Source organism: bacterium (assembly GCA_035281585.1).
Lineage (GTDB): Bacteria > UBA10199 > UBA10199 > DSSB01 > DSSB01 > DATEDP01.
In genome coordinates, this window is sequence record DATEDP010000021.1 from 1 (window position 1) to 25,714 (window position 25,714).

Below are 25,714 nucleotides of genomic sequence, written 5' to 3' on the forward strand. Positions count from 1 at the left end.
CTGGGACTTAAGCCCCTGGTTGACGATGACCGGCTTGATCGTCGGCGCCACCGGCGGTTTCTATAATCTGGTTCGAATCATGAACTGGAACGAGCGGCGGCGCCAAAGAAGGGGCCGTCAGGGCGAGTGAGGACCATGAACGAAGAAGTTGCCGACGATGGTCCAACCGGCAGCAGGGGCGCCCACCGGCTGGAGCGGAACAACCTCCTGCTGGTTGTCGTCGGAACCGCGGCCTTTGCCTTCACCGGCGACCTAAGGCAGGTCTTGGGGTTTTTGGCCGGCGGCCTGGTGACCGTCGCCAATTTGAGGCTTTTCCGCCTCATCGTGGCAGGCTTGACCGGGATCAAGCAGGTGACGAAGGGCAAATTGCTGGCCCAGGTCCTGCTCAAGTTTTTCGGATTGATCGCCGTCCTGGCCTTTCTGATGTTGGTGGTGAAACCGGCGCCGATCCCCTTCCTGCTGGGGCTTTCGACGGTGGTGCTGGCGGTGGCCATCGAGGGTTTGTTGGGTTTGCTGAGGAGCGAATGAATTTATGAATCATTTTTCCTGGATCGGACATTTTTTCCATATCGATCATCATTATATCCACGTCGGCCACGCGGCCTTCACCGCCATCCTCCTCACGGTGCTCGGCTTCTTCGCCTACCTCCATCTTCGCAAGACCGAGGCGGCGCTGGTGCCCGGCTCCAAAATCAGCGTGCCCAATGTCTTCGAGGTGGCGACCGAAAGCCTGCTCGGCCTGATGGAGGGCATCATCGGCCACGATGCCAAGAAGTACTTCCCGTTGGTTGGCGCGCTCTTCATCTACATTTTCGTCAACAACCTGCTCGGCACCATCCCCGGCTTCCTGCCGCCGACCGACAACATCAACACCACCCTGGCCTGCGGCCTGATCGTGTTCGTTTATTTCAACTACGTCGGCATCCGGGAGAACGGGCTGGTCAAATACCTGAAGCACTTCGCCGGCCCGGTCATCTTCCTGGCCCCGCTGATGCTGATCATCGAATTGATCGGCGTGGCGGTTCGCCCGCTTTCGCTGGGGCTTCGCCTCTTCGGCAACATCACCGGCGACCACTTGGTTTTTGGAATTTTTTCGGAATTGGTGCCCATTGGGGTGCCCGTGCTCTTTTTGGCCCTGGCCATCTTCGTGTCCTTCATCCAGGCCTTCGTCTTCTCGTTGTTGTCGACGATCTACGTGTCGTTGGCATTGCCCCATGATGAGGAACATCACTAAAGGCGGCTCGCCGCCCGTCACATCATCCTTCGGGAGATGGACCTGAATCGGCCAAGATAAACGCAGGGAAAACCTGCAAGGAGAAACCAAATGAAAAAGCTGTTCGCCGCCCTCACCGGCTTCGTCAGCACCGCCCTCGTCACCGGATCGGCCATGGCCCAAGAGGCCGGCGCCGCCGCCGGAACCAGCCCCAAGGCGATCTACGCGATCTCGGCCGCCCTGGCCATCGCGATCGCCGCTTCCTTCGGAGCGCTCGGCCAAGCCAAGGCCGCCGCCGCCGCCCTCGAAGGCATCGGCCGTAACCCCGGCGCCGCCGGCAAGGTCCAGACCCCGATGATCATCGCCCTGGCGCTGATCGAATCGCTGGTCATCTACGCGCTGGTCATCGCCTTCCTCCTGCAAGGCTACATCGCGAAGTAGTTTTTCTTCTATCCTCCTTTAAAAAGAGCCCCGCTCCGGATTCCGGACGGGGCTTTTTTAGGCCTTGAGTTAGACTATAATTCAGACTATAAAAATGACTATGATTCGGTCCTATTCCAATATCCTCGATGCCGATTTCCTACCGCTTTCCGAAGTCAAGGCCGGGCTTTCTCAGCAAATCAAGTCAGCGCGGGAACGGCGCCGGCGGATCATGGTGACGGTCAATGGCAAGCCCGAAGCGGTGCTCCTGAGCTATGACGATTATTTGGATTTGATTCGCAAGCTCGAGCCCGAAGTCCCGGCCGAACCGGCCGCTCTCACCTATGAGGAATGGAAGGCCGGAGAAAGGGCTCGCAAAGAAATTTCAGCTTCCCTTAACCGAATGTTCGATGCGCCTCGCCTTTCCCGGAAAGGGCAGAAGCCCTATAAGCTCAGGAGAGTGAGTGGACCTAAAAGCCTTAAAAAATGAGCTGGCCCGAGCGGCCAAGATCCAAGAGCCGGCGGAGCGCTCCATTCGAATCGCCGCGATCGTGGCCGAGGCGCTGCGGTCGATCGGCCAAGATCCGGTGTTGGTGGGCGGAGCGGCCGTCGAGTTCTACACCCAAGGCGGCTATACGACTTCCGACGTCGACATGCTCGCCGTGGGGGGGCCGGAATTGGTCAAGGTGATGTCGGGCCTTGGCTTCGAAAAATTGGGAAAAGATTTCGTCGACGATCGAAATAAGATTTACGTCGAGTTTCCGGGGGCGGGCTTGTCGGCTTCGGAGCAGGCGGTCCCTTTCATCATCGAGGGTCGGCGGCTGCGGATCCTTTCGGTGGAGGACGTGATCGTGGACCGGCTCTGCTCTTTCAAATTTTGGAAGTCGGCCACCGACGGCTTGAACGCTTTGAAGCTGATGGAAGCCAACCGCGAAAATCGTTCCCGCCTCGAAGATCGTGCGCAGGAGGAAGATGTCGAGGACGCCTTGGCCTTGATTCGAGAAATTCGAGAAACGGTCATTCGGCAGAAAATGAAACCGGATCAAGCTCGCAGCCTGCTTGAAAAGGGAATGCGCGGGTTGAAAAAATAAACCGTTGGCCGGGCTCTTCTTCCCCCCCTTTGAAAAAGGGGGGTAGGGGGGATTTAAAGACGTGACAGGAGCCTGAACGTACAAGGTCTACCTGCGACCGCGTCAAATCCCCCCTTGGTCGCCCCTTTTTCAAAGGGGGGAAAGCGCGAGACCTTTGCCTCGTTTTTCCTAAAATCGGCTAGCCGCGAGCGCCGTAAGCCATGATCCCTTGGATCACGCTGGCTCGGCTGGGCGCTGACCTTGGCGCTGGCGAGACAGTCGGCGGGATCGCCGGCGGGTGGCTTTCGAGCGAGGCTTGGGCCAATCGGGTCTCTTCGCCGACCAAGTTGCCGCCGGCGTCGATCAGGCCGATCTCGCGGGCGACGCGGTCATAGGCCGCGAGCTGGCCGGCGGGATCGCTTTGACGCAGCTCGAGGATGCGGCGGGCCAAGGCGACCCGGCGCAGCGCCAGGACTTGCTCGGCGTTCACGTCCTGGCCGGGGAAGACTTGAGCCATGAGCTCGGATTCGCGGCCGGCCAAGAGCGAGCCGTTCTGGTCGAAGCAATTGCTCAAGGCCGCGGTCTCGGCGCCGGCCGAGTAATAAAGGCCGCGGATCTCTTGGCGGGCGTTGTGCAGCGCGATCCGGGCGAAGATCTCTTCCACCTCTTGGCGGCTCAGGTCGTAGCCCCGGAATTGCTGCTGGACGTAAGCAATTTGTTCGTCATGGGAGGAGTTCTCGATGACCCGCTGGTGGATCTCGGGAACGCTCAGCTGATCGGCCACCAGGTCTACCGGCAGCTCCCGGCCGTTGCGGGTGACGCTGTGCAAGCGGCCATCGCCGCCCCGGAGCCAATCCCAATTCACTTGAGTGTAGAAGCTGGCGTCGGTCGCCGGGCCTTCGGGTCCCATCAGGAGAGCCTGGCCCAAATAACGTCGGAGCCGTTGGGCCGAGTCGCTGCTTTGGGCGTCGATCTCGGTTTGGGCCTGAGAAACGTAAGAGTCGGGAGTGAGGAAGCGCTCGGATAAGGCCGGCGCGACCAAGCCGACCGCCCCGTTGAATACCGTCCGCAGGGGATGGGCTTCGGCGCTGAAAAGCTGGTTGGCCCGGCGGTGGATCAAATTGCTGCGGGCGGTCTCGCGATTGGAATGGCCAGCGTGATCGTAGACCATGTAGGCGCCGTCGGCGAGGGCTCCGGCGATGAAGGCGCGGTTGGCCCAACGCCCCAGTCCGCTCATCGCCCTTGTTTCGGTCAGGGCCAAGCTGCGAGTCCCGAAAGCCATCCGGTAAAGCTGGGGCAGGAAGAAGGCGCCGCTGCGCAAGGCTTGGCGCTCACCCGAGCCCTCGGCCCACATTTGACCGAGGGTCGCATCGACCAGCGCCGAGGAGATCAGTCCGGCGGCGAGGCTGGGCGCTCGGAAGCTGGCGCCACTACGGCGATTGAGCAGGTAGGTCATGCCGGCCATCGCGCCGTAGGAGGAAAAGCTGCCGATCGCGAAGTGTTCGTTGGCGTGGAAATCGGGATGGAGACCGGCGGCATCGGCCAAATGCTGGGAGCCAAACATGGTCAGGGCGCCGGTGGCTCCGATCGTGCCGTAGCCGCCGAACCTTTGCCAAGGAGTGAGCCGGTTTTCGCCGACCGGCGTCATCCAAGCCCGGCCGTTGCGCAGGACCGACATCGTCGGCGATTGGGCGTGCCAGGCGGTGGCGCCGCGCCAGCGGCGGAGGAAGTTGACGGTTTCAATGAAAGTGTAATTGCCGAGGGCCCAATTACCCAACCAAGTGCGCTGCGGGGTCCAGAAGCCGGTATCGGTCGAGACCGGCGCATGGCTGCCGCCGCCCTCGGTATTGCATTGAACTTGACGCTCTTCCTCTCCGCCCAGAGTCCGGACCGTGTTGCAGGCGCTAGCGACATTGTGGTTTTCCCAATTGTTCCAGCGATAGGTGTCTTGGCCGTTGCGGAGGCCGGTGAATTCGCCGCGGCGAATGCGGAGGGCGCCGGTGCTTTGGGAGGCGTTGAGGATTCCGACAAAGGCGCTATTGCCGTTCGGCTGCATGTAGCTGAGCTCCAGGACGCCGTCGCCGGGTCGCTCGTTGCTCAGCAAAATGTCGCCGGGTCGCACCGTGACATGAAGCGTGTCTTGGATGTGCTGTTGAAAGGCCGCGAGCGCCGGATGCTCGCGGATCATGGACGCGGTTAAATTCCCCATAACACCTCAAGATAAAGCCGTTCCCCAACCGCCGTTATTATCGTGGCTTTTCGGCCAAGGTTGCGGTTTTCAGCCCATCAGATCGCCCGTGCCCACGATCTCGAAAGCCTCTGAAGTTATTGATGTTTTTTCAGCTTCCGGCTTGGCCCAGCGCTTTTGGAGGCGTTGATAGGGGTAAAGGCCCTCGGAGTCGGCTTCCGACTTCAGGGTTCCGTCCTTGTTGAAGAGCTCGCCGACCCATTCATTTTCGGCCCCCGGCACGAAGATCAGGTAAGCGGCCGCTTCTTGAACCCGCTTCATCAGGAATTTGCGGGTGAAGCGCTCGGCTTGCTCGTCGTTCATTTGCGGGAAATCGGCCCGCATGTCGGCGTAGCCGTCTTCCTGCAGGACTTCGGCCCATCTCTCTTCCTCGTCGCTCAGCTCGATCACGCCGTCGCGCAGCAGGACGATGGCCTCGTTGATATCTTCCCTGTTGTCGGAATGAAGGAAGGCCGGCAGGGTCTTGGCCATGAAGTCGTCGGCTTGGACCGCGTTCTGTTGGTCCTCGGCCCGGATCTGGGCTTCGACGTCCTCGTTGTCCCAAGACACCGCGCTCTCCATCATATTGGGGGCGAGGGCTCGGCAACCTCGGCGTAGGCCCTTCAAGGCCAAGTGAGCCGGGATCAAATCCCACCATTCCCATTCATAGACGCCGTCGTCGGTGTAAACCCGGTCGGTGACCCGGGACTTCACCGATTTCTCATAATCCGAATAAGCGAGGATCTTCTTGCCGACCCAGTCGAAGATCCCCACCGCGGCCAGCCCCCAAGTCAGGCGCGAAGCCCAAGGCAAGGCTCGGGCGCCGAAGGTCGAGGCGACCAGCCTTTGGCCGATGCTGGTGCGCAGAGCCAGTTCGGGCAGCGCCATGCCGGCCACCGTGGCGATCGGCCGGCCGTAGCGCCGGAGGGCATGATCCTCGTCGACGAACATGCCGGCGACGGTGTCGAACGCTTCGCCGGCCAGCAGGCCCGGGAAGAGGTTGCGGACCAGCGGCAGCCCCCGCAGGAAGGCCACCGCCCGCATCTTCCAAATCCGGCTGGCGAGCCGGTAGGAGCCATAGGCGCCGCTCACGCCGAGAAAGACCTGGACGCCGGAGCCGACGTAATCCTGGATGCTGCGGTCGCGCTCGCTCTGGTCCTTGCATTCTCCGATTTCATCGGGGCCGAAGAGCTCGGTGGTCAGCGAGCAGGCGTCGGTCATCGAAAAGACCATGGCATCGGTGGCGCCGCCGTCGTTGAGCTGCTTGGGGCTGCCCGAGCGCAGGAACATTTGGCGGGCGCCGGCATCGACCGTGCCTTCGCAGACGAATTGATTGGCCCGGCTTTCGAAAACCAGGTTGTAGAACCCGTCGCCGGCCACCGAGTTGTCGACCCGGCTTTGCTTCAGGTCGAAGACATGACCCAAGCTGGCCGCGAAGCGGCTGTGGCCCCAGGCTTGGAGCTTGGCGGAGCAGAACTCGCCGAATTTGCGGACGCTCTCGCGATCGGCGACCTTTTGCAGCAGCGGATCTTCGCCTTCGCGGCAGACCGCGCCCTTGAACTCTTCGGTTCCGACCATCGTCTCGGTCGAGCGGCAGGCATCGGGAATTCGGCTGCCGGCCAAGGGTTCGGTCTTCTGGCCGATGGGGCCGCTGCGGACGAGCAATTCCTGGCTCGGCCAAAGCCATTGGCCGGCGCAGGTGAAGTTTTTCTCATTGTCCTGGTAGAGGACCTCGAAACGGCCGTCGCCGTCGCTCCGATTGAAGACCTGGGCCTTGCTCGGATCCCAAGTCGCTCCGGGCGCGACTTTCTGTAGCTCGCCGCGGCAAACTTCGGTGTAAAGCTGATAGGATTTAAGATCGGCCGCCCCGGCTGGGACAGGCTTGAATTCCCCCGACATATGGCCCCCATTCAGCCTGACGGCTGAAGAAAGCCCCTTGTCCTTAAGGGGATTATCGACGGGGAAAGGGAATGGTTGCGATGTCATCGTAGGGGCGACCCTTGCGGTCGCCCCAGGCGCGGACATCGTTGGGTAGACGGGGCGACCGCAAGGGTCGCCCCTACATCGGGCTGGCGACCGGGATCGGCGGCGGCGGCCAACGGTCGATGAGCTTGGTCCGGGCGGTGTCACCGCTGCGTAAGATGCCGTCCTCGGTGAAAATTTCCCGGGCCCAGTTGTTGAGCGGCCGATCGACGAAGACCAGGCCCTTGGCGACTTGCTGGACTTGATAAGCGATCAACTTGCGGAGGAAAGTTTCGACTTCATCGTCGCTCATGCTGGGCTTCAAGCTTTTGACGATTGAGGCGGGGTCCTTGGGGTCGGAGCCGGCCTGGGAGCCCATGATGGCAACGACCAGGAAATTTTCCGAAGCTTCGAACTCGACCGGGCTGCCCAGCAGTTTCAGCATTTGCTCGCGGTCGGTTTCCTTGGCCGCGTGGAGGAAGGTGGGCAGGACCTCGCGCATCATGTCCTCGCCCTTTTCGGAATCCTTTTCATCCTGCTTGTAGATGTCGTCTCGTAAATCCTGGTTGTCTTTCATCACTCCCCACTCCATCGCGTCGGGGGCAAGAAATCGAGCACTTGCTCGGACTCCCTTGAGCGCCAGGGGGAGCGCCAGGAAATCCCATCTGTCCAGCTTGTAGACGTGCTCGTCATAGATGAGGTCGGTCACGCGCTTGTTGACCGAGGCCTCGTAATCGCTGCCGATGCCCCACTGGAATGCCTTGTTGGCGGCCCAGACCAGCGCCAGGCCGAATGTGGCCTTGGAGGCGACCGCTCCGATCGCGCGAGCGCCGGCAAAGCGGCTCAAGAGGCCGGTGGCGAGCCGCGAATTCATCGCGGCGGCGCCGGCGCGTTGGGCCACCGCGGTCTTGGCCAGCTCCGGCGCGAGCATGCCGACGCCGCCGGCGATCGGACTGCCGTACTTCCGCCAGGGGCTCTTCGAATCGACGAAGTTGCTCGCGATGGAGTCGTAACCGGCATAGAACAGGAAACCGGTGCCGATATTGCGCAGCACCGGCAATCGGAAGAGGCGGCCGAGCCAGCCGTTGGGCTTGGTGTAGCTGCGGTAGATGCCGACGCCGGCGGTGCCGAACAGGAAGACGTTCCAGGCCAGGCCGATGCCTTGGTACTGCTTTTCCTCGCTTTCGGTGAAGTCTTTGCAACCTTCGGGATCGAGGAGCTCGTCTTTCCCGAGGAGGGCCTTGGTGTCGCTGCAATAATGATGGGAGCGACGGGCGATATCGGGGTGGATGCTGTTCTGTTGGGAGATGGCGCCGGAGCGCAAGGCGATCAAGTGCTGGCTGCCGACCTGGGCTTCGCAGAAGAAAGTGTTGGCCCGACTCTCGAATCGCAAGGCGTAGTCACCGTCGCCTTCATACGGATTGATGACGCGGATGAAGCGGGGGTCGAAGAGATGGGCTCCGCCGGCCTTGTCGCCGTGGCGCCCGCGGAGATACTGGTCGAAACGAGCGGGGCATTCTTTTTTCAGCAGCTGGACGGCGTCGCTATTCTCCTGGCCCTTGAGGCGGGGATCGGCGATGCCGTCTTCCATCTTCTCGCCTTCAAACTCTTCTTTGCCGACGACCTTTTGGGTGAAGCTGACGGCATCCTCAATAACCTTTCCGGCCAACGGCCGCGATCCGGCCAGCGATCCCGATTCCCCCTGGCGAGCCATGGAACTGAGCTTGCCGCCGCGAATCAGCATCTCGTGATTCCGCCAGAGGACCCAGCCGGTGACTCCGAAGTCGAGGTTGGGATCCTCGTAAACTAGGTCGAATTCGCCGTCGCCGGTCTTACGGTTGATCGATTTCAGCTTTTCGGGGTCGAATTTGACCGGAGCCTTGCCCAGCTCCTTGGCGCGCTCGTCCAAGGCCTGTTGGCAGACATCGCGAAAAAATTGATAGGATTTTGTCGACTCCGCGTCGGCCGGAATGGCCTTTAACCCTGACATCGGTACCCCCGTACCTCCCCCATATCCCTGGTTTTAGGTATCGGCAGGGTTGGGGGATGGTTGCTAAGGGGGAAGGGGCTGTCATCCTTCGCCCCCAGTCTCACTTGAACCTGACGGCGTTCGACTGGGGCCCCCGCTCAGGATGACGGGGCGCGTTATTTCTTCAGCACCGGCGGCTTGGCCGGATCCGGGTAGCGGTCGAAATTGGCTTCCTGATCCAGCTCATAGGGGTTGTAGTAGGGCTGGGTCCTGGCGTCGATCGAGACCGCGGCGCTGAGCACCAAGGTCCCCCGGACCCAGCCCGGCAGCTTCTTGCCGGCATTGCCGGCCTTGGTGAGCACCGCCTTGGCCTCGGGGCTCAAGGGCGGAAGCTGGGCGTCGACGGTCTTCCATAATTTACGGAAGGGCCAGGTCACGCCCTGCCAGGTCCAGCGGATCGGCGAGGTCAGCACATGCACGGCCCGACCCAAGCGGGTGGCCGGGGCGGTGGTGCCGAGGCTCTTGGCCAACTCCTGGGCCTCTTCCGCGGCCTTGGCCAGCGGCTTGCCGCCGTAGAGATTCCAACCCAGGACCGGGACGCTCCGGGTCCAGCGGGTCGCCTTCAAGCCGTCCCACCAGGCTCGGCCGGCGCTGCGCCAACCTTCGAGCTGGCGCAGCCGGTTGAATTGGCCGGCCCGGGTGATGAAGCGATTGCCGCTGAAAGTGAGCAGGCCGATTTCAAGACTCCGGCCAAAGCCGGTGATTTTATCCTCGTCACCCCAGGGTTGGTAATCGGTGACGCAGGTGTCCATGTTGGTGTCGGTCCAAGGCATCAGCCAGGCGACGCCGCAGCCGACGCCGGTGAGCCCGACCGAAAGGATGTTGTTGAAGCCGGCGTTCTCGCCGCCCAGCATCTCCTTGCGGATGTTTCGCGAGTCCAAGCGCATCGTGGTGTCGAAGGCCTGGTCGCCGGTGGTGGCCTTGCTCAGCAAGAAAGCCAGGGCCGACTTGGCGAAGTAGAGGTTGTTGTGCTTGCCGCTGATGTTCCAGAAGTTCCAGCCCTCGGCGTTGCCGCCGCCAAAGCCCAGGAAGCCCGGCCGCTCCCGCACCGCGAATTCCCGCAGCTGGACGTAGCGCTCCTTGGGATCGGTGAGACCTAAAATGCGGTGGATCTCGCTGGCCATCATCCGGTCGCCCAGGTTCTCGCGGTCGCCCGAAGACAGCTTGGCCAGGGCGCCTTTGAGGTCGCCCTCCAAGGCCCAGGGCTCTTCTTTTTCGACGCCCTCGTTGATCGCTTTTTTGAGGTTCTCGAGGGATTTCTGGCGCGCGCCGTAATCGCTCTTGGCGCGATCGGCGGCCCATTGGTCGCCTTGGAGCACCGAAGTGTCGTGGTCGAAGATCTTGATGCCGAGCTTGGGCACGAAGAGGGCGGCGTTGGTGAGGGTCTTGCCGATCCGGCTGGGGCTGAAGACCGCATCGGCATGGAGCATGTCGTCGAGGTAGAGCCCGTGATTGTAGATCTCGAGGGCGTCGAGGGTCGGACGGAAGGCCAGAGCGCCGCGGAATTGCTTCACGTTCTGCGAGATCGGCCGGTAGCGCTTTTCCATCAGGACCGCGACCGCGTCGAGAAAAGCCTGGGGGTCGACTTGGGCCGCGTGCTCGGCGCTCAGCGCCGACTGCAGCATCAGGCGAATCTCCTTGACGACGAGGGAACCGTTGGTGTCGGCGTCGGCGCTGCGCAGCAGGCGGACGTATTCGACCTCTTGCTCCAGCGTGACGCTGTCATCGGCGCCGAGGGGATCGGCCTGGCCGGTGACCAAGCGTTTCAAGGCCCCGCTTTTCTTGTCGAGGAGCAAGTCGGAGCCCTCGAACATCTGAGCCTGCTCGTCGGGATTCATCCCGAGAATGTTTTCGAAATAAAGGGTGTTTAACGCGCGAATGTCGACCCGCTCGACAGTCATAGTGCCTCCTACCTGCGTGTGTGCGCGCGACGGCAAAGCTCGAGGCTAAAGCCGTTCGCGGTCATCGGGGATTAATGGAAAGAATAGGTAGGAAGCAGACCCATTAGGCCCCCGTTAGATTGTCGAGAAAGATATCGGACGAATCGCGGAAGGGTTGCTTTTTTCCCTCCCCCGCAAGGGGGGAGGGTTGATAAAAAGCAACCCGGATCACGAGTGATCCGGGTTACTAGGGGGTGTGGTTGCCCTCACCCGCTTACCGGTTGGAAAAGGCCTTGCGGCCCTCTCCTCTGTGCCCCCGGGTCGGCGGAAGAGGTGCTTTCGTCAATGCTTTGCGGGCGCTACTTCTTGCCACCGACGATCGGCGGCCTGGTCGGATCGGGATAGCGCTCGAAATCGCTTTCGCGGTCGATGGGGAAGGCGTTGTAGGCCGGGTTCAGATGGCCGTCGGCCGCTCCCGCGATACCCACCACGATCAGGGCCTTGGTGAGGTCCCAACCTTTCTTGCCGACCGGCGCGCCCTTGGCGAGCAAGGCCTTTTGCTCGGGGCTGAGCTTGTTGCCGAGCTTCAAGACGGCCTCGAATTTACGGCCCCACCAGCCGGTGATCGGCTTGCCTTCGGCCAACAGCTCGGCCGACTTGATCGCCTCGGCATACTTTTCCTCGTTGCCGGCGAAGTTGAGGGCCTTGCCGAAGGGGTTCCAAGCTTTGGTCAAGGGCCGCCAGGTCCTGGCGCCCTGCCACCAAGTCGGCAAGGTGTTGACCCAGCCCCGGCCAAAGGCCCGGGTCGAGTCCAGGAAGGTCAGGCTTTCCTCGCCGGCCTTGGCTTCGGCCAAGGTGCGGAGGTGATTCTCGCTGTTCAAGGACCAGAGCTTGCGGAATTGGCCGCCGCGGTTCCAGACGCCGTTGGCGCCGAGGATCATGATGAGGCCGTCGGCGGACCGGCCTGGCATGTCGATCATCTCCTCGTCGCTCCAGTCGCGGTAGTCGGTGATGCAGGTGCTCATGTCGACTTTTTGGCCCAAGGTGACGGCTTTGCCGAGGCTGCACAGGACGGCGGTGCCGCCGATCGAGACCAGGTTGGTGAAGCCGCCGAGATCGCCTTGGCTGTCGGCGAGGGCGGACTTATTTTCATTCCGCAGGACGCTATTGTATTCGGCGTCGCTGGTCTTGGCCTTGGTGGCGAGGAATTGGTAAATGGTGCGGGCGAAGACCGTATTGTGGCGGTGGCCCGAGATGTTCCACAGGTCGTCGGTGTTGACCCAGCCGGCCGTGGTGTTGCCGGAGCCGAAGCCGCCGAAGCCCGGCCGTTCTTTGTCGGCGAACTTCTTCATCTCGTCATAGCGGGCCTTCGGGTCGGCGGTCGTCATGATCTTGTGCAAGCTCTTGGCGGCGAGTTGGTCGACCAGGAGCTTTTGGCTCTCGGCGTCCAGCTTCTTCAGGCCTTCGTCGAGATCGGCTTCGAGGGCCCACTTTTCATTGGCGGCGACGCCCTTCTTGATCTCTTCCTTAAGCTTGTTGATGGCGGCGGCCCGCTTCTCGAAATTCTTGTCGGCGGTTTCCATCGCCCAGCGGTCGGCGGGCAGGGCTTGGTTCTTGGGGTCATGGGGATCTTCGGTGTCCTTATGGGTGACCTGGTTCCACAAGCCCAGGTTCCAGCCCAGCGCGATATTGGTGACCGACTTGGTGAGCAGGCCGTTGAAGGGCAGGACCGCGTTGGCGTGGCGGTAGGCTTCGCTCTTCAAGCCGTAGTTGTAATAATTGAGGGCGTCCAAGGTCGCTCCGAAGGCCATCTGACCCTTGAAGCTTTGGAAGTTCTTGCCCAGCTGGTTGTAACGGCCGTCCATCAGGGCTTGGACGTTCTTCAAGAAGGCACTGGGACCGGTGTTCGCGGCGACCTCGGGCGGGAGGCTGTCCTGGATCAGCTTCTTGACCTCGTCCAAGTCGAGGTATTCCTTGCCGTCCTGGTCGGTGCCGCTGGTGTTAGCCTCACGGATGGTGCGAATATATTCCCGCTCCACGTCGATATTGGTCTCGCCGGGATGCTTCTCCGAATCGACGTTGTCGGTCTTGGGATCGTAGCTCAGGCCGGTGCCCTTGAAGAGCTGGGCTTTGTCGTCGGGGCTGAGCCCGTCGAGATTTCCAAGCTGAATAAACTTCAGAGCCGAAATGTCGACTTTCGTCGGTGGGGTCATGGGTGTGCCTCCCGTAAACCTTTGAAATTCGTTCAATTGTAGGGCTGGCGGAGGGAGGTAAACAGGCGTGCGTGCCCCCTATTTAACACCCAAATCTTAGGCCTCATTGCCCCTCGCTGGCATTATCGACACCCCAAGGGAAGGGTTGCTAGGCAGCGGAAAAAGCTTGTCCTTAGTCGCCGGAGCTCGGCGGCACGAACCATTCGAGCGCATCCTCGGTCGCGTCGGCATCGGAGACGTCGTCGCCACTCCCGCCGTCGCGAGAATTGACATCGGCTGGCCGGTCTGCCTCCGCGGCCGGCGGCGGGGCCGGGCGAGCCGCCAGCAGCAGGTCGTAGCTCATGTCGAAATCCTGCAAGTTTTCCTGATCGACCCGGGTGCGGAGCTGACCGAAGACTTGGGAGGAGATGCCGTAGATGAAAATTCCGCTGTTCATGAACCAGTTGAAGCCGCGGCCGATGCTGGCCAGCTGGAGGTTTTCCAAGACCGCAGATCCGCCGCGGGCCGCGAAGGCCCGCAAGCCGGTGCCGGTGGCGGCTTGGGCCCAGGAGGCCGGAACCGGCGGATGGGCATTGACCACGCGGCCGGCCCAGCCGGTCAGGCGGGGAGCGGCCGCCTCGACGCCGGAGCCGAGGGTCGGAGCGGTCAAGATGCCTTGGAGGTCGCGGGCCCGGGCCAGTGCCGCCGTGGCCGCGCGGATTTCGGTTTCATTGCCGGCGGCCACGGCCGCCCGTAAAGCCGCCTCGCGCGAGGCGACCAGCCGCGAAGCCCAGGCTGGTCCGCCGAGCCGGCTCATCGCCCGGCCGAAAATCCCCATGCCGGCGGTGCTGCCTTCGATGGCGGTGCCGAGGGCCGCTTCGGTGGCCACGGTTTGAGTCGCCCGCATCCCGAAGAAGCGCAGGGCCCCGGCGCTTAGGCTTTGACGGCCGGCGCTGGTCAGGAGCGAGCGGCCAGCGCCGGTGACGCCGCCGCCGATGTAGATGCTGGCGCCCAAGGCCACGACGTCGCTGGCGACCGCGTCGGCGCTTTCGTCGCTGTAGTTCCGGAACCAGAGCCAGGGTTGGAGTCCGAATTCGCCGCCGCCTTCCGTGACCACGTGGCCGTTTTCGTCCAGGATGTCATGGCCCATGCTGTCGGCGAAGGCCACGGTGGCCCGGCGCCGCATCGAGCTCTCGGTGGATTGGCGGCGCAAGGCGTGAAGGATGGCCCGGGCATAGTCGGTGTTGCGGACGCCGTCGGCGTGAGTGCCGTCGGCCCAGAAGCCGCCGGCCTCGCCGGAGCGCAGGTTTTGGGCCAGATCGAACCACATCTGGGTTTGGCGATGGAGGTCGGTCTCGCGGTGAATTTCCCAAAGCCGGCGGGCTTGGAAGAAATCGCCGGTCAGCAAATCGTGATAACGGCGGTGGCGGCCGGTGCCGGGCACCACGCTGCCGGGCACCGCGGCGGCATGCAAGCCGCGGCCGCTGGCCACCCGCTCGGTGTCGTCATGGTCCCGCAAATAATCGAGGGCGTTGGGGATGGTCCGGGCGCCGCTGAAATCGGCCGGCGGATGCTCGATGATCTGGCGCAAGGCCGCCAGGGCGGCGCCGCGCTCGGAGTCGTGGCTGGCCACCGATTCCCGCACCAAGTGGCGGTAAGTCGGACCGAAGCGCGGCCAATCGGCGCCGTATTCGGCGGCTTCGGCCGGGTTGAGCTGGGCCGGCGAGCCGGCCCCGATCCAAGTGAGGGCTCCGCCCAAAGTGCAAACGTAGCTGATCATGTCGATCAGGCCGACCAAGGCATTGCGCTCGGCGTATTCGCGGTCGCGGTGGGTGAAGCCGGATCGCATGTTCTCCAGGGCCGTCAAGACGTGGCGCGAGAGGGCGAGGTCGGGATCGACCGCGTCGGCGGCAACCGTCGGATTCAGCGCCGCCACTTCGCGGTTGTAACGGTCGATCAGGCTTCGGACCTCGCTCAGGTAAAAGGCGGTGGCCCGCTGCAGATCGCTTTGGCCCTCGGTCCCGGCCGGGGCCCCTTCGAGCAAGCCGCGGAGGAAGCCGGGGTTGCGATTTTCCTCGAGCTGCAAGAGACGCTCGAGCTCGATCGTGGTCAGAGTGGCGTCGCCGGCGAGCTCCAGCACCTGGTCGACCGCCGGGTCGTTGATCAAGGGCCGGCGGTCGATCAGCGGCTGAAGCGAAAGGCGGACGCCGTCGAGGCCCGGAACGTCGGGCCCGGCTTCGGCGATGGCCTGGTTGGTCGCCTCGCGGAGCTGGAAGGCGATGAAACGAAAATCGGCCATCACCCGCTCGGGGCTGCCGCGGTGCTCTTCGGGCTGGGTGGCCAGCCAAGTTTCGAGCTCGCTGTAACTCAGGCGCCAATCGCCTTCGGTCTGGCTGGGATCGACGCCGGCGACGTGAAGCAAGTTTTGCACCACCCGCGAATCGTCGTCGGTCGCGGTGAAGACCGAGCTCGGTAGATGTCTAAGGAAATTCAGATCGATGTCGGCTCGCTGGGCCGCCGGATCCTCGGGCAGGAAGGCCTCGGGGCTGAGCTGCTCGGAGCCGCGGGCCGATTCCACCAGGCTTTCGACGCTGCGGATGACGCCGGCGGCGTTGAGGGCCGCGCCCTCGCGCTCCATGTCATCCATGTGGCGGGCCAAGGCCTCGAGGTCTTCGGCGCTCAGCTCGGTCGCCATGCGGCGGAGATCGTCTTCGCTGAGCGGATTGCCCTCGGCGTCGGCGGTCCGCGGCCGGCCTTCGGAGTCGAAGGCATCGTTGGCGGCGGCGGCTTGGAGCAGGCTCGCCAGCGTCTCGCCGCCTTCCTCGCCCCGCACCCGCTCTTGGGCCGAGCTGAGACTGCCGGCCAAGTGGCTGCGCTGGCGGTTGAAAAGAGCGTGAGTTTGCTGATGGGCTTGGCGCAGGCGGGAGATGTAAGCGGTGATCTCGGCCTCGGTGAAAACGCGGTCTTCGGCATTGGGCTGGCCGTCGCTGTCGGCGGCTCGAAGAATCGGAGCGACCTGAGCCTGCAATTCGGGGTCGGCGGCAAGGGCGGCGGGAGTGAGGCGAGTTAAAAGGGAAATATCGACGTCGGTCATGGCTCAGGGCTCCGCTTCAAAAGCGTGCCCCGGCACTTAAGGCATTATCGGTAAGCCCGATCGGGGGTTGCGTCAATCCCCGTCAGGGGTCGTTGTTTGAAGGATTTCCCATATTTTCCTTCATCTTATTTATGGCTGTACAGGCCCCCATCCCCGGGAAATAATACCCCATCGAAGTGAGGGGTTTGAAAGGGGTGTTCCATGAGCCGTGGGATCTTCACCTGGGCCGTGGCTGGTTTCCTGGCCGCGAGCTCACCGCTTTTCGCTTCGCAAAATTCCTTGCTCGACGGCGCTTTCACCGACGTTCCGCCGAGCGCCCAACCCGAAGGCTATTTCTCGGTCGTTGACGGTGGTCCGCTGCACGTTCTCAGCGGTCTCACGGCCGTGGAATTCCATGTTCCCGGCAAAATTTCGAGCGAGCCTGGCGGGCTCTCGCCGATTCCCCATCCGGTGCTTCGCGAAGACAACGGCGTCAAATACTGGTTCATCAGCGGGGAGCTAAGCGGTTATTACACCGACGAGTTCGGTCAGCACGTGGTCGTGGGCCCGGTCGACTTGAACGGGGTCAGCCATCGCCTCGAAACCTTCGACCCCGACGATCCCGGAGTGGAAGATCCGGTGTCCCATCCCCGGGCCGGCAAGCCCGGAGCCTTCTTTGCGCTCTCGATTCCGGCCAAGGGTTTCAACGGCGGCTTGATCCAAATCGAGCCCGCCGGCGACGGTGGGACCTTCTTCCCGGCGGCTTCCCTATTGTGGAATCCGGTCGATCCCATCGTGCTGCTGCAAAGGGGCTACGCCGTCTTCAACTTCGCCCAAGGCGGAACGGTGATGGCGAATGCCGAAGGAACCATCGACACCAACCCCGAGAGCGGCAGCGGAATTTTTTGGGGGGATCCCGAAAACGTCGTTTCCTATGCCCGCTTTTCCTTCTTCGACGAAGCGACGGGCCGGGAAACGACCTTGCCCAGCGATTTCTCGCTCACTTTCGAGGATGGCGGCACTCAGACGATTCCCTTCGGCGATCCCGAGTTTTTCGTGGGCTCGATTCATTTCTATGGCGAAATCATCTCCGACACGATCGTCTTCGCCAAGAACCTGGTCCGCCAATTGCTGTCTGAGGAGGTGGAATGGACAAGCTACGTCGGCTGGTCCGGCTCGGTCCGCGCCGCGACTTTGATCAATTCCAATACCCGCTTCGGTCCCTTCCAGGTCGCCAAGAGCGTCGGCCCCCCGGCCGGTGGCAGCGCCTACAATGTCTACGGAGATCCGTCTTCGGGACTGCGCTACGATGCCTTCGTTTGCTACGCTGGAATCAACGACAGCCAAGGCTATTTGGACCAAGGGCTGTTCACTAACGTTCCCAGCGACGTCAACCCGGCCTTGCCGGCCTCGGCGCCTTTCGTTTGGTTCGTCCCCGAGCTCGACACCGGAGTTCCTCAATACTCCGCCTACGCCTACGCCAATAAGATCTGGAAAGCCTTGGAGAAGCTCGGCGATGCTTCCAAGATCAACGACTTGGTGAGAATTTATTCCCTGCCCAAATCGGGGCATACGCCGCGCGATTTCAACATGGCCTCCTTCGATAAGAACCGAAGAGACGGCCTTTGGTTTGAATTCCTCGACACGCCGGAGTTCGGCGCCTTCAACGAGAAGGGGAAGGGTTTTCGGGTTTCCGATTCTCAGGCCCGATTTCTCCAAGGCAAGGATTTCGACACATTTCTGAAGCTCGACGTCCATGGTACGGCGGCTCTTCCCCGCCATACGCCGCTTTGGCTCCAGACTTTCGCCAACCTTCGCCTGTTCCAGGAGCAGGGCATTCCCTTGCCGACGAGCCGAGTCGATCCGCGAATCTATGAAAATATCGATGCGGTCAGCACCGATACCTTAATCCCGCCTTATCCGACGATCGTTCTGGCTTTCCCCGAAAACGTGGAGGATTTTTTCGCCGCCGTTTTCACCCTCTCCCATGGCGTCGAGGAGGACACCGGCCTCCAGGTCGTTTTCCCGGAAGAGGAGCCGAGCTTCTACAACTTGGAAGAGTTGGAAGTCGAAGAGTACAAGGCCTTCGCCGACAATCCCCTGGAACGCTCCACTCAACCGATCCTGCTGCCGGACGTGGCGGCGCCGACCGCGGCTCCAGGCTTGTATGTGTTCGATAACTACTTCGCCAGAGCCCTGTCCGCCGAAGAATTCCAGGCCCGCTACGGCAATCGCCATGGATATGCCGCGGCTTTTTCCGCGGCAACTTTCAATTTGATCGTCGATCGGCTTTGGGAGCCGGAATTGGGGATGGACCAAATCCGCGAGGCCCTGGCCTTCAAGCCGTGAACAACGGTCAATCCTCGTGGGGGGTGGAGGGCTCGGTGTGGACCACCACGTCGACCACCTGGGGGATCTCGCGCTTGATTTTGGCGATGACCTCGTGGGTCAAGCGGTGGGCCTCCTGGGTCGCAAGCTGGGGATCGACGTGGATGTTGAGGTCCATGTAAATCGCCATCGGGTTTCCGCGGGTTCGGACGCTGTGGCAGCGCTCGATGCCCGGAACCTTCATGACCAGGCCGCTGACTTCGCGGGGATCGAGCTGGGCCGAGTCCATCAGGGTGTTCAGGCTTTCCAGGACGATCTGATAGCCGCTGTGGCCGACGAAGATCGCGATCAATCCGGCGGCGGCCAAGTCGACCCAAGGCCATTTCAGCTCGATGCCGATCAGGGCGATGATGACCGAGAGCGAGGCGAAGATATCGCTGCGGGTATGGGCCGAATCGGCGGTCAGGATCTGGCTTTTCAATTCATGGCCCTTGCGGTGCTCGTAACGGCTGACCCAAGCATTGACCGCCATCGAGACCACCATGATGACGAAGCTCCAGACGGTGACCTCGGGCAGGTCGCGGTGGTGGAGCCGGGCCCAGGCGCTGGAGGCGATCTCGAAGCAGGCCCAGAAGAGCATGCCCGAGATGAACATGGCGCCCAGGGCCTCGACTTTGCGGTGACCGTAAGGATGGCCTTTGTCGGCCGGCTTGGCGGCGAAGAATAAGGCGATGAGGCCGACGATGTTGGAGCTGGAGTCGAGCAAAGAGTGGTAGCCGTCGGCCACCATGCTGAGAGTCTCGGTGAAATAGCCGTAGCCGAGCTTGAGGCCGCAGACCAGGAGGTTGAGCAAGAGGGTGATCAGCAGCACCCGCCGGACATCGCGGGAGCGCTTCCCGTGGCTTTGATCCATTGCCGCCAATCTACTGCGGGCCTAAGCCCGACAGCAAGTGCGGCAAGTAGAGGCTGAGCTCGGGCCAATAAGTGATGATGACGAGGGCCAAGACCAAGATCATGAGGAAGGGCAGCGTCACCCAGTAAAGGTTGATGATGCTGCGCTTGAAACGGATGCTCGAAAGGAAGAGATTCAAGCCCACCGGCGGGTGGAGGTAGCCGATCTCGAGGTTGGTTAGGAAAATGATTCCGAGGTGCAGCGGGTCGACGCCGAACTCCTTGGCGATCGGGATGATCAGCGGCACCACCACGATGATGGCCGAGAAGATGTCCATCAGCGAGCCGACGATCAGCAGAAAGACGTTAAGGGCCAGCAGGAAGGCCCACTTGCTGGTGATATAGGTCCGGATCCACTCGAAGAGCCGGGTCGGCACCTGCTCGTCGATCAGGTAGCTGGTGAAGCCCATCGCCACCGCGAAGATGACCACGATGCTGCCGACCAGGACCATCGACTGGCGGGCGATCCGCGGGACGTCCTTGGTCAGGCTCAAATCGCGGTAAATGAAGACCTCGACGACGAAGATATAGAAGGCCGTGACCGCCGCCGCCTCCGAGGCGGTGACGTAGCCGCCGTAGATGCCCCAGAGAATGATGAAGGGAAGGGGCAGCTCCCAGGCGGCGCCCTTGATGGCCGAGAGGACCTCGCTCAAGCGGAATGGGTAGCGCTGCTGCTCAATGCCGCGATTGACCCAAATGCTGTAAAGGCTGAGCAGGACGATGATGAGGATGCCCGGCAAGAGCCCGGCCATGAAGAGCTGGTCGACGTTGGCACCGCTGATCAGCCCGAAGAGGATGAGAGGCAGCGAAGGCGGGAACATCAGCCCGACGCTGCCGCAGGTCGTGACCAGGCCCATCGAGAAGTTGTCGGGATACTTCTCCTTCACCATGATCGGGTAGAGCAGGCCGCCCAAGGCGATGATCGTCACGCCGGAGGCGCCGGTGAAGGCGGTAAAGAAGGCGCAGGCCACGATCGTCATGATCGCCAGCCCGCCCGGCATCCAGCCGAAGAGGGGCTTGGCCAAGGCGACCAAGCGTTCGGGCGTCTTGCTTTCGGCCATCAGGTAGCCGGCGAAGGTGAAGAGCGGGATGGCGACCAGGGTCGGGGCCGAGGCCAGCCGGTACATCTCGATGATGGTGGCCGAGGAATCGATGCCGGCATTGTGGAAAGAGATCAGGCTGATCGATCCGAAGATGACGAAAAGCGGGGCGCCGAACAGGGCGATCAGGGCGATGCCGATCCCGAACAGCCAGTTCATCAGTGGACCCCCTGCTTGGCCGGTTCCGAAGGCAGGCCCTTGATCAGGCGCTCGATGTCGACGAAGACCTTCTTGCCGAAGCGGAGGCTCATCAGGAAGAAGCCGACCGGGATGACGATCACCGCCCAGTGATTGGGGACGTGGGGCAGCAGGAAGCCGCCGGCCTCTTTTTCGCCCAAGTAGAATTTATAGGAAGCCAGCGCCAGGCAGGCGCAGACGAAGCTCGAGGCGATGTCGACGAACATCGCGGTCGGCCGGCGCAGCTTTTCGGGCAGGAAGCGGTGAACCAAGTCCATCGCCAAGTGGCCGCCTTCCTTGGTGGCGACCGAGGCGCCGATGAAGCCGACCCAAAGCACCAAGTGGCGGACCAAGGCGTCGCCCCATTCGATGCCGGTGTTGAAGAAATTGCGGAGGACGACCTGGGCGAAGGCCAGGCCGATCATCCCGATCAAGATCAGGGTGAGGAGCGCGCTCTCGAGCTTCTCCAAAGCCTGGTCGAGCGAGGGAACCGCGAAGAGCAGGATGGAGCCGACGACGATGGCGGCGGCGAAGATATAAAGAAAAGTCGAGCTGATCTCGATCATGGGAATCCGGCCTCGAAATTGGGGCCTGCTGCTTAACCTTAGGCCGGATCGAGATCAATCTTTTTCAGGGATTTTCCCTCCCCTTTGTAAGGGGAGGGTCAGGGAGGGGTAGAGTGGTGGCGATTTTGCCGGACTCCGGCGTATTAGCCAGCGCTCTACCTCCCCCAGCCCCCTCCTTACAAAGGAGGGGGTAAGAGACTTACTTGCGAACCTCCGCGATATAGCCCTTCACCCGCTCGAGCAGGGCGGCCGGATAGAGGCTGCCGGCCAGCTTGGGATAGACGGCTTCCGAGAGCTGGATCATCTCTTCCTTGGCCTTGGGATCCACCGCGACGACCTGGATGCCGTTCTTCTTCAGGGTGCCGAGGGCCGAGGTGTTCTCGGCCCGGATCTTGGTCACCAGCGAAGCCCCGTGCTTCTGGGCGGTGGCCTTGAGCATGGCCTGGAGGTCGGGCGGCAGCTTATTGAACTGAGCCTTGGTGATGAGCAGGCCGCCGGTGGAGTTGGCCAGGTTGACATCGGTCATGTACTTGACCTTGGTGAACCACTGGAGGGCGATGATGCCTAAGGGCGGACCGTAGACGCCGTCGATCAAATTGGTTTGGAGCGAGGTCAGGACGTCGGGCAGGGCCAGCGGAATCGGCACGATGCCGAGGCTTTCGTACATGGCCTTGACCAGCGGGTCGCCTTCCCAGGCCCACATCTTGACGCCCTTCATGTCGTCTTTATTGGCGATGGGCTTGTTGGAGAAGATGTTGACGAAGCCGGCCTCGGCCCAGCCGAGGAGGATGAAGCCGCTAGCCTCGAATTGTTTCTCGAATTCCGGTTGGAGCTTGCCCTTGACGTAGTCGACCTCTTGGTAATTGCGGAACAGCATCGGCAACTCGAGGATCCGGACCGAGGGCACGATCTGGCCCAAGCCGACGCCGGTGAAGGCCGCGGCATGGACTTGGCCGATCCGCATCTTGCGGAGCACGTCGCGCTCGTCGCCGCTGACGCCGCCGGCGTAGATCTTGAGGGCCAAGCGGCCGCCGCTTTGAGTTTGCAGGTCCTGGCTCATCGCCTCCATCTCCTTGACCCAGGTCGAGCCTTCGGGAGCCAAGACCGAGAGCTTGATCTCGTGCTCGGCGACGGCCTGAGCGGAGCCGGCGCTGAGCGCCAGCCCCAAAATGGCGAGGCTTAAAGAACGTAATTTCGAATGCATGCTAGCTTTCCTCCTCGTGAGGGCTTCCGCCCTTATTTTTTCTTCTTAGGGGTCTTGCCAGACTCGGACTGGCTGAAAAACAGCGACTTCTTGTCCAACAAGATCTGGGCCCGCCGCTTGGCCAGCTCGTTGGAGAGGCGTTGCTCGGGCAAGGCCGCGGCGTCGGCGGCGAGGGTTTCGTTCAGCAGCCGGTTATAGAGCCCGTCGTCCTGGACCTGGACCGCGTAATATTGAGCCTCGCTGACCGGGCCCATCAGGTATTTGCCCTCGCTGATCTGGATCGCTCTCTCAAAGTGCATCTTGGATTTGTCCGGGTCCCCGCCCAACAATTTGGGGCGGCTGCCGTAGAACGCGCCGAAGAAGAGATGGGGTCCACCATAATAGTAGGTTTCGTCGAGCTCCAGGATGCGGTTGAACAAGGCCTCGACCCGGGGCAGCTCGGCGATGGCGTCGGTCGAGTCTTTATTGAAATTGAGATAGTTGCCCCAGGCGAAACCGGCCCAGAAGAGATCCTCGAGGTCGGCCTTGTCGAAAGTCTTCAGGGCCTTTTGGAAATCGTCGAGCGTGCCCTCCTTGGCTTTGGCGTAGGCGCCGTTTCGGGAGAGCAATTGTTGGCCGTAATCCTTGGCCCGGGTGTAGAAGCGCTTGGCCCGGGCTTCGGCCTTGGCATAGGCCGCGGCATCGCTGCCCTTGGCGGCGAGCAGCTCGTTCTCGGTGAAGCCGTAGGCATAGCCGGCGTAGGACTTGGTCAAAAGGAAGAGGACGTCGCGGTCCTTGGGATTCTGGAGGTAGAAGCCCTCCAGCATCTTGAGAAAGCCCAGACTCGACTGCTCGGCCAGCTCGACGTCGTCCTCGCGGTCGATGGAGGGGGTGGCGTCGTAGAAGATTTGGGTGCTGGCCTTGGTGGCGACTTTCTTGATGCCGCAGGCGCCGAAAGCGGGCAGGGCGGCGAACAGCAAAAGCGCGAAAATTTTCTGAATTTTCATAGGGCTAGGGTGCCTAGCCGGGGGCTCGGAAAAAAGCAAGCGTCTTGGAATCTTGGTATATCTATATGATTTAATTTAATTTTATCATCCAAAAGATGGGAAGTCGCGCGAGGCAACTTCCAGTAGCATCTGGCGATAAATGGTTTCCTACCTGCTGATCATATGAAGGGGCTCTTATGATCCAGCTTTTGATTCCTGCATTGGTGTTTGCCGGGCTAGTCGCCGGTTGTTCCAAAAAACCAAAAACCGAAAATGAAGGCGAAGGTCTCGACTATACCGGCCGAAGATACTTTTTAGACGATCTTGTTTCTCAGCCCGACGGCAGCGAGTTCGGTGGCTACCTCGTTGTGGATCAGGATGAAGATGGCTATCTCGGTCCGAATGATTTAGTTGCGCGTCAAACGCCGAGAGGGGTGACTGAGTCTCCCAATTGGAGCGTTTTTTCCGACTTTGTCAGCACATTAGGTCATCGGCAGGACCAGCCACTGCATTTGGACACCGCCGAGGCCTATCTCCGATACAACAAATGGAAATCCGCTCCCGATCTCAGAACGCGCTTTCGTCTGTATGATTCGGTGGATGAGAACATAATGATGTTTTACGACGTTGAAGATTTTGCCACGGAAAATAGTCTAGAATTTTCGGCCGAGCTTTATCTCAGTAAGCTACAAGGCGAATTGAGCGAGTATTATTCGGAGGGTTGTGGGGAGCTGCTCGATAAAAAGATGCGCCGTTCCTTGAGTCCAGAGGTCGATCGAGAGCTCAAGGAACATTATATGAATAGCTACCGGGGCTGTAAGATATTTGCCGATGGCTTGGATCATTATTTTGGCTTTAACGAGTCGGCCGACTTGGTTGCGCGCCGCCAGCGGATTCTCGGCTCGGCAGAAAATCCAAGTCCTTCGAAGTAGATACTTCATGCAAGCGGAGCCATCCTCAAGCAAGCTTTCTAAAAATTGATTTTTTGGGTCGGAGTTACTTCTGTCGTTTCTGGCGGAGCGGCTTATAATCGTAGGGTTTGCGCAAAGAGCCTTTAAGCTCAAGAACTCGGCGACTTTTTCGGCGTTGAATCATTTCGCTGAGTGCAAGGACGACAGCTTGGGTTTTAGTGCCGACGCCAGCGATTTCCTGGGCTTCTTTTAGTAATTTTTCCGGTAAATCAAGAGTGATTCGCATACAAACACTCCACAATAATGCTGAATTTGAACCGTCGGTGCTGAAAAATTCTTTTCATGTTCTTCCCCCCCTTTGAAAAAGGGGGGCAGGGGGGATTTAAAGTCGTGGCACGGCATGAAAGTAAATTTTTCGGCAAGCCGGCGCTTCAAATCCCCCCTTGATCCCCCCTTTTCCAAAGGGGGGAAATCAAGATCTTTGTCTTTTTTCTCCTAAAATCCGGCAAAATTCATGAATGCTTTTTTTTGGGAAACTCACATGGATTCAGGCTATCTCGAGTTTTTCAGCAGCGACTAAACCGAATCACTCGTCGGCCAAGATAATCCGACTGGTGTAAGGATTGGGGTAAATCCCCTTCGGCAAAAGCTTGCGGGTGTTCTCGTTGCGTAGCGAATGGACGCGGTGGGCTTCTTCGATGATCGCGCCGCGGATCGGGGCCGCGTAGTACTTCAGGGTGTCGTTGCCCTTCTCGGCTTTCAGCAAGAATTGGACGATGGCCTCGGGGCTGTAGCCCATCATCGCCAACATCCTGCCGCAGAAGACGTCGGCCGCGGCTTCTTCTTCTTTTCTTAATTTAAAGATGTCGTCCCAGCTCAGGTGATCGAGGTTGCCGTGCTTCGAGGTGTTGGAGATGAGATGGCCCCATTCGTGGGCCATGACGGCGCTGAGCAGGGCGTCGTTCCCGCCATGCTCCTGCAGAAATTCCACGCCCAGGTAGATGTTGCCGAGGTTGTCGGCGGCGCCGACGGTCTTCTTGGCCAGAATGACCTTGCCGTCCTTGCCGCTGAAGAGCCGGAGCTTGCGCCGGGCTTTCTGGATGGCGCCGTAGTGGGTGAAAAGGTGGACCAGGTCGGGATGGTCGGAAAGCTTGGCCACCACCGGCGGGGTTTCGCCCAAGGTCTTCCGCTGAGAGCCCTCGGCCGGAGTCGTGGGCGTGCCGACCGGGCTGCTGCTGGTCTTCAGCCAAGTAGGCAATTTACTGAGGTTTGTTTCGACTTTGACGGTCACGATGGCAGCATACTCCAAAGCCCCTTATCGGCAAGGGGGACTTTCCAAGTTGTCGGCTTTCCCAAAAGACCGTTTTTAAGGCCCTGGGGGCGGAGGCGGGGGTGGCGGTGGCGGTGGGGATTCCGGCGGAGGCTCGGGCTCCTCCTCGCCGCCGA

General features: G+C 61.2%; 20 protein-coding genes. 7 read left to right on the forward strand and 13 right to left on the reverse strand.

Annotation, left to right across the window (positions count from 1 at the left end):
* Nucleotides 1-135: 135 nt before the first annotated feature.
* The 5 genes from VJR29_01350 to VJR29_01370 all read left to right on the forward strand — a co-directional run bounded on the left by VJR29_01350 (nucleotide 136) and on the right by VJR29_01370 (nucleotide 2,724).
* On the forward strand, nucleotides 136-528 hold the full coding sequence (locus VJR29_01350) for an ATP synthase subunit I (protein ID HKY62041.1): 393 nt from the start codon (nucleotides 136-138) through the stop codon (nucleotides 526-528).
* A gap of 4 nt (nucleotides 529-532) precedes the next feature.
* Nucleotides 533-1,234, forward strand: a complete 702-nt coding sequence (gene atpB, locus VJR29_01355; protein HKY62042.1) for a F0F1 ATP synthase subunit A — start codon at nucleotides 533-535, stop codon at nucleotides 1,232-1,234.
* Between the two features lie 90 nt (nucleotides 1,235-1,324).
* Entirely contained in the window at nucleotides 1,325-1,654 is a 330-nt protein-coding gene (locus VJR29_01360) for an ATP synthase F0 subunit C (protein HKY62043.1), read from the forward strand.
* Nucleotides 1,655-1,748: 94 nt separating this feature from the next.
* Nucleotides 1,749-2,123, forward strand: coding sequence for a type II toxin-antitoxin system Phd/YefM family antitoxin (locus VJR29_01365; protein ID HKY62044.1), 375 nt, complete (start codon nucleotides 1,749-1,751; stop codon nucleotides 2,121-2,123).
* A complete protein-coding gene (locus VJR29_01370; protein HKY62045.1) occupies nucleotides 2,098-2,724 on the forward strand; it encodes a hypothetical protein in 627 nt (208 codons plus the stop codon). The genes VJR29_01365 and VJR29_01370 overlap by 26 nt, the downstream gene beginning before the upstream one ends.
* A gap of 178 nt (nucleotides 2,725-2,902) precedes the next feature.
* Here the strand turns inward: VJR29_01370 and VJR29_01375 are convergent, their stop codons facing one another.
* The 6 genes from VJR29_01375 to VJR29_01400 all read right to left on the reverse strand — a co-directional run bounded on the left by VJR29_01375 (nucleotide 2,903) and on the right by VJR29_01400 (nucleotide 16,087).
* Nucleotides 2,903-4,912, reverse strand: coding sequence for a hypothetical protein (locus tag VJR29_01375; protein ID HKY62046.1), 2,010 nt, complete (start codon nucleotides 4,910-4,912; stop codon nucleotides 2,903-2,905).
* Nucleotides 4,913-4,981: 69 nt separating this feature from the next.
* Nucleotides 4,982-6,829, reverse strand: coding sequence for a hypothetical protein (locus VJR29_01380; protein ID HKY62047.1), 1,848 nt, complete (start codon nucleotides 6,827-6,829; stop codon nucleotides 4,982-4,984).
* A 160-nt stretch (nucleotides 6,830-6,989) separates the two neighbouring features.
* Nucleotides 6,990-8,882 (reverse strand): hypothetical protein, encoded by a 1,893-nt coding sequence (locus tag VJR29_01385; GenBank protein HKY62048.1) that lies wholly within the window; start codon nucleotides 8,880-8,882, stop codon nucleotides 6,990-6,992.
* A 155-nt stretch (nucleotides 8,883-9,037) separates the two neighbouring features.
* Nucleotides 9,038-10,822, reverse strand: coding sequence for a hypothetical protein (locus VJR29_01390; GenBank protein HKY62049.1), 1,785 nt, complete (start codon nucleotides 10,820-10,822; stop codon nucleotides 9,038-9,040).
* Between the two features lie 338 nt (nucleotides 10,823-11,160).
* On the reverse strand, nucleotides 11,161-13,014 hold the full coding sequence (locus tag VJR29_01395; GenBank protein HKY62050.1) for a hypothetical protein: 1,854 nt from the start codon (nucleotides 13,012-13,014) through the stop codon (nucleotides 11,161-11,163).
* Nucleotides 13,015-13,186: 172 nt separating this feature from the next.
* Nucleotides 13,187-16,087 (reverse strand): hypothetical protein, encoded by a 2,901-nt coding sequence (locus tag VJR29_01400; protein HKY62051.1) that lies wholly within the window; start codon nucleotides 16,085-16,087, stop codon nucleotides 13,187-13,189.
* Nucleotides 16,088-16,288: 201 nt separating this feature from the next.
* Between VJR29_01400 and VJR29_01405 the strand changes: the two genes are divergently transcribed.
* On the forward strand, nucleotides 16,289-18,415 hold the full coding sequence (locus tag VJR29_01405; protein ID HKY62052.1) for a hypothetical protein: 2,127 nt from the start codon (nucleotides 16,289-16,291) through the stop codon (nucleotides 18,413-18,415).
* A gap of 7 nt (nucleotides 18,416-18,422) precedes the next feature.
* On the opposite strand, the gene VJR29_01410 is transcribed toward VJR29_01405, so the two are convergent.
* From VJR29_01410 to VJR29_01430, 5 genes are all read right to left on the reverse strand, one after another.
* Nucleotides 18,423-19,307 carry a cation diffusion facilitator family transporter gene (locus tag VJR29_01410; GenBank protein HKY62053.1) on the reverse strand — a complete coding sequence of 295 codons (885 nt, stop codon included), beginning with the start codon at nucleotides 19,305-19,307 and terminating at the stop codon, nucleotides 18,423-18,425.
* Nucleotides 19,308-19,317: 10 nt separating this feature from the next.
* Nucleotides 19,318-20,604: a TRAP transporter large permease subunit gene (locus VJR29_01415; GenBank protein HKY62054.1), complete on the reverse strand. Its 1,287-nt coding sequence runs from the start codon at nucleotides 20,602-20,604 to the stop codon at nucleotides 19,318-19,320.
* Nucleotides 20,604-21,188 (reverse strand): TRAP transporter small permease, encoded by a 585-nt coding sequence (locus VJR29_01420; GenBank protein ID HKY62055.1) that lies wholly within the window; start codon nucleotides 21,186-21,188, stop codon nucleotides 20,604-20,606. Before VJR29_01420 ends, VJR29_01415 begins: the two co-directional genes overlap by 1 nt.
* Before the next feature lie 199 nt (nucleotides 21,189-21,387).
* Nucleotides 21,388-22,392 (reverse strand): TRAP transporter substrate-binding protein DctP, encoded by a 1,005-nt coding sequence (gene dctP / locus VJR29_01425; protein HKY62056.1) that lies wholly within the window; start codon nucleotides 22,390-22,392, stop codon nucleotides 21,388-21,390.
* Between the two features lie 32 nt (nucleotides 22,393-22,424).
* Nucleotides 22,425-23,378, reverse strand: a complete 954-nt coding sequence (locus tag VJR29_01430) for a TRAP transporter TatT component family protein (protein ID HKY62057.1) — start codon at nucleotides 23,376-23,378, stop codon at nucleotides 22,425-22,427.
* 176 nt (nucleotides 23,379-23,554) lie between these two features.
* On the opposite strand from VJR29_01430, the gene VJR29_01435 reads away from it, so the two are divergent.
* Nucleotides 23,555-24,289, forward strand: a complete 735-nt coding sequence (locus VJR29_01435; GenBank protein ID HKY62058.1) for a hypothetical protein — start codon at nucleotides 23,555-23,557, stop codon at nucleotides 24,287-24,289.
* A gap of 64 nt (nucleotides 24,290-24,353) precedes the next feature.
* On the opposite strand, the gene VJR29_01440 is transcribed toward VJR29_01435, so the two are convergent.
* Entirely contained in the window at nucleotides 24,354-24,554 is a 201-nt protein-coding gene (locus tag VJR29_01440) for a type II toxin-antitoxin system VapB family antitoxin (protein ID HKY62059.1), read from the reverse strand.
* Between the two features lie 300 nt (nucleotides 24,555-24,854).
* Nucleotides 24,855-25,559, reverse strand: a complete 705-nt coding sequence (locus VJR29_01445) for a hypothetical protein (GenBank protein HKY62060.1) — start codon at nucleotides 25,557-25,559, stop codon at nucleotides 24,855-24,857.
* Nucleotides 25,560-25,714 lie beyond the last annotated feature (155 nt).

Excerpts from the sequence above, each read along its gene's own strand:
- VJR29_01350 (HKY62041.1), top strand. The coding sequence starts at position 136 with ATGAACGAAGAAGTTGCCGACGATGGTCCAACCGGCAGCAGGGGCGCC.
- atpB (HKY62042.1), top strand. The coding sequence starts at position 533 with ATGAATCATTTTTCCTGGATCGGACATTTTTTCCATATCGATCATCAT.
- VJR29_01360 (HKY62043.1), top strand. The coding sequence starts at position 1,325 with ATGAAAAAGCTGTTCGCCGCCCTCACCGGCTTCGTCAGCACCGCCCTC.
- VJR29_01365 (HKY62044.1), top strand. The coding sequence starts at position 1,749 with ATGACTATGATTCGGTCCTATTCCAATATCCTCGATGCCGATTTCCTA.
- VJR29_01375 (HKY62046.1), bottom strand. The coding sequence starts at position 4,912 with ATGGGGAATTTAACCGCGTCCATGATCCGCGAGCATCCGGCGCTCGCG.
- VJR29_01380 (HKY62047.1), bottom strand. The coding sequence starts at position 6,829 with ATGTCGGGGGAATTCAAGCCTGTCCCAGCCGGGGCGGCCGATCTTAAA.
- VJR29_01385 (HKY62048.1), bottom strand. The coding sequence starts at position 8,882 with ATGTCAGGGTTAAAGGCCATTCCGGCCGACGCGGAGTCGACAAAATCC.
- VJR29_01390 (HKY62049.1), bottom strand. The coding sequence starts at position 10,822 with ATGACTGTCGAGCGGGTCGACATTCGCGCGTTAAACACCCTTTATTTC.
- VJR29_01395 (HKY62050.1), bottom strand. The coding sequence starts at position 13,014 with ATGACCCCACCGACGAAAGTCGACATTTCGGCTCTGAAGTTTATTCAG.
- VJR29_01400 (HKY62051.1), bottom strand. The coding sequence starts at position 16,087 with ATGACCGACGTCGATATTTCCCTTTTAACTCGCCTCACTCCCGCCGCC.
- VJR29_01405 (HKY62052.1), top strand. The coding sequence starts at position 16,289 with ATGAGCCGTGGGATCTTCACCTGGGCCGTGGCTGGTTTCCTGGCCGCG.
- VJR29_01410 (HKY62053.1), bottom strand. The coding sequence starts at position 19,307 with ATGGATCAAAGCCACGGGAAGCGCTCCCGCGATGTCCGGCGGGTGCTG.
- VJR29_01415 (HKY62054.1), bottom strand. The coding sequence starts at position 20,604 with ATGAACTGGCTGTTCGGGATCGGCATCGCCCTGATCGCCCTGTTCGGC.
- VJR29_01420 (HKY62055.1), bottom strand. The coding sequence starts at position 21,188 with ATGATCGAGATCAGCTCGACTTTTCTTTATATCTTCGCCGCCGCCATC.
- dctP (HKY62056.1), bottom strand. The coding sequence starts at position 22,392 with ATGCATTCGAAATTACGTTCTTTAAGCCTCGCCATTTTGGGGCTGGCG.
- VJR29_01430 (HKY62057.1), bottom strand. The coding sequence starts at position 23,378 with ATGAAAATTCAGAAAATTTTCGCGCTTTTGCTGTTCGCCGCCCTGCCC.
- VJR29_01435 (HKY62058.1), top strand. The coding sequence starts at position 23,555 with ATGATCCAGCTTTTGATTCCTGCATTGGTGTTTGCCGGGCTAGTCGCC.
- VJR29_01440 (HKY62059.1), bottom strand. The coding sequence starts at position 24,554 with ATGCGAATCACTCTTGATTTACCGGAAAAATTACTAAAAGAAGCCCAG.